Genomic DNA, 3528 nt, shown 5'->3' with positions numbered 1-3528 from the left:
GGCCGCTCCGGCCCCGGCTCCGGCGAAGCCCGCCGCGGCCGCTCCGGCGCCCGCGAAGGCCGCCCCGGCGCCCGCCAAGGCCGCTCCGGCCGCCGAGGCGCCCGCCGGCCCCGAGCTGATCACGCTCCGCGGCCCGGCCGCCGCCGTCGCGAAGAACATGAACGCCTCCCTGGAGATGCCGACGGCCACGTCCGTCCGCGCCGTCCCGGTGAAGCTCCTGTTCGACAACCGGATCGTCATCAACAACCACCTGAAGCGCGCCCGGGGCGGGAAGATCTCCTTCACCCACCTCATCGGCTACGCCATGGTGCAGGCGATCAAGGCCATGCCGTCGATGAACTACTCCTTCGCGGAGAAGGACGGCAAGCCGACCCTGGTCAAGCCGGAGCACGTGAACTTCGGCCTCGCCATCGACCTGGTGAAGCCGAACGGCGACCGCCAGCTCGTCGTCGCCGGCATCAAGAAGGCCGAGACGCTCAACTTCTTCGAGTTCTGGCAGGCGTACGAGGACATCGTCAAGCGCGCCCGCGTGGGCAAGCTGACGATGGAGGACTTCTCCGGCGTCACCGTCTCCCTGACCAACCCCGGCGGCCTCGGCACCGTCCACTCCGTGCCGCGTCTGATGCCCGGTCAGTCGGTCATCATGGGCGTCGGTTCGATGGACTACCCGGCCGAGTTCCAGGGCACCTCCCAGGACACCCTGAACAAGCTGGGCATCTCGAAGGTCATGACCCTGACCTCGACCTACGACCACCGGGTCATCCAGGGCGCCGCCTCCGGCGAGTTCCTCCGCATCGTCGCCAACCTCCTCCTCGGCGAGGACGGCTTCTACGACGACATCTTCAAGTCGCTGCGGATCCCCTACGAGCCGGTCCGCTGGCTCAAGGACATCGACGCCTCGCACGACGACGACGTCACCAAGGCCGCCCGCGTCTTCGAGCTCATCCACTCCTACCGGGTCCGCGGCCACGTCATGGCCGACACCGACCCGCTGGAGTACAAGCAGCGCAAGCACCCCGACCTGGACATCACCGAGCACGGCCTCACCCTGTGGGACCTGGAGCGGGAGTTCGCGGTCGGCGGCTTCGCCGGCAAGTCGATGATGAAGCTCCGCGACATCCTCGGCGTCCTGCGCGACTCGTACTGCCGCACCACCGGCATCGAGTTCATGCACATCCAGGACCCGAAGCAGCGCAAGTGGATCCAGGACCGCGTCGAGCGTCCCCACGCGCGCGTGGAGCGCGAGGAGCAGCTCCGCATCCTGCGCCGCCTGAACTCGGCCGAGGCGTTCGAGACCTTCCTGCAGACGAAGTACGTCGGCCAGAAGCGCTTCTCCCTGGAGGGCGGCGAGTCCGTCATCCCGCTGCTCGACGCGGTCATCGACTCCGCCGCCGAGTCCCGCCTCGACGAGGTCGTCATCGGCATGGCCCACCGCGGCCGCCTCAACGTCCTCGCGAACATCGTCGGCAAGTCGTACGCGCAGATCTTCCGCGAGTTCGAGGGCAACCTCGACCCGAAGTCGATGCACGGCTCCGGCGACGTGAAGTACCACCTGGGCGCCGAGGGCACCTTCACCGGTCTCGACGGCGAGCAGATCAAGGTCTCCCTGGTCGCCAACCCCTCCCACCTGGAGGCGGTCGACCCGGTCCTGGAGGGCGTCGTCCGCGCCAAGCAGGACGTCATCAACAAGGGCGGCACGGACTTCACCGTCCTGCCGGTCGCCCTCCACGGCGACGCGGCCTTCGCGGGCCAGGGCGTGGTGGCCGAGACCCTGAACATGTCGCAGCTGCGCGGCTACCGCACCGGCGGCACGGTCCACATCGTCATCAACAACCAGGTCGGCTTCACGGCGGCTCCCGAGTCGTCCCGCTCCTCCATGTACGCCACCGACGTGGCCCGCATGATCGAGGCGCCGATCTTCCACGTGAACGGCGACGACCCGGAGGCCGTGGTCCGCGTGGCGCGGCTCGCCTTCGAGTTCCGCCAGACGTTCAACAAGGACGTCGTGATCGACCTCATCTGCTACCGCCGCCGCGGTCACAACGAGGGCGACAACCCGCAGTTCACCAACCCGCAGATGTACAACCTGATCGACAAGAAGCGCTCGGTGCGCAAGCTGTACACCGAGTCGCTCATCGGTCGCGGCGACATCACCCTGGAGGAGGCGGAGCAGGCGCTCCAGGACTTCCAGGGCCAGCTGGAGAAGGTGTTCGCGGAGGTCCGCGAGGCCACCGCCGCCCCGGCGCCGGCCCACGTGCCGGACGCGCAGGCCGAGTTCCCGGTCGCCGTCACCACCGCGGTCTCCCAGGAGGTCGTGAAGCGGATCGCCGAGTCGCAGGTCAACATCCCGGAGCGGATCACGGTCCACCCGCGCCTGCTGCCGCAGCTCCAGCGCCGCGCGGCCTCCATCGACGACGGCACCATCGACTGGGGCTTCGGCGAGACCCTCGCCATCGGCTCCCTGCTGATGGAGGGCACCCCGGTCCGCCTCTCGGGCCAGGACTCCCGCCGCGGCACCTTCGGCCAGCGCCACGCGGTCCTGGTCGACCAGGAGACCGGCGAGGACTACACCCCGCTGCTCTACCTGACCGAGGAGCAGGCCCACTTCAACGTCTACGACTCGCTGCTCAGCGAGTACGCGGCGATGGGCTTCGAGTACGGCTACTCGCTGGCCCGCCCGAGCTCCCTGGTCATCTGGGAGGCCCAGTTCGGCGACTTCGTCAACGGCGCCCAGACCGTCGTCGACGAGTTCATCTCCTCGGCCGAGCAGAAGTGGGGCCAGACCTCCGGCGTCACCCTGCTCCTGCCGCACGGCTACGAGGGCCAGGGCCCGGACCACTCGTCCGCCCGCCCGGAGCGCTTCCTCCAGATGTGCGCCCAGGACAACATGACGGTCGCCATGCCGACGCTGCCGTCGAACTACTTCCACCTGCTGCGCTGGCAGGTGCACAACCCGCACCACAAGCCGCTCATCGTCTTCACCCCGAAGTCGATGCTGCGCCTGAAGGCCGCGGCGTCCAAGGTGGAGGAGTTCACCACCGGCGGCTTCCGCCCGGTCATCGGCGACAGCACGGTCGCCCCGGCCGACGTCCGCAAGGTCGTCTTCTGCGCCGGCAAGGTCTACTACGACCTGGAGGCCGAGCGGCAGAAGCGCGGCGACAAGGAGACCGCGATCATCCGTCTGGAGCGCCTGTACCCGCTGCCGGGTGCCGAGCTCCAGGCCGAGATCGCCAAGTACCCGAACGCGGCGAAGTACATCTGGGCGCAGGAGGAGCCGGCGAACCAGGGTGCGTGGCCGTTCATCGCGCTCAACCTGATCGACCACCTCGACCTGGCGGTCGGCGCGGACATCCCGGCGGGCGAGCGCCTGCGCCGGATCTCCCGCCCGCACTCCTCGTCCCCGGCGGTCGGCTCGGCCAAGCGCCACCAGGCCGAGCAGCAGCAGCTGGTCAACGAGGTCTTCGACGCCTGACGCCGTCGCCTCGTCGCCTCGCGCCGGAGGCCCGGCACCCCTGGTGGGTGCCGGGC

Annotated in this window: 1 protein-coding gene; it reads left to right on the top strand. The window is 69.3% G+C overall.

Annotation, left to right across the window (positions count from 1 at the left end):
* On the top strand, window positions 1-3472 hold a 3472-nt coding region (locus AB0E83_RS35225; protein ID WP_362120868.1), incomplete at its 5' end, for a multifunctional oxoglutarate decarboxylase/oxoglutarate dehydrogenase thiamine pyrophosphate-binding subunit/dihydrolipoyllysine-residue succinyltransferase subunit.
* Window positions 3473-3528 lie beyond the last annotated feature (56 nt).

Source organism: Streptomyces sp. NPDC035033 (assembly GCF_040636735.1).
GTDB lineage: Bacteria > Actinomycetota > Actinomycetes > Streptomycetales > Streptomycetaceae > Streptomyces.
Note: the sequence above shows the minus strand (reverse complement) of the source record. Positions and strands in the feature narration are given on the sequence as shown.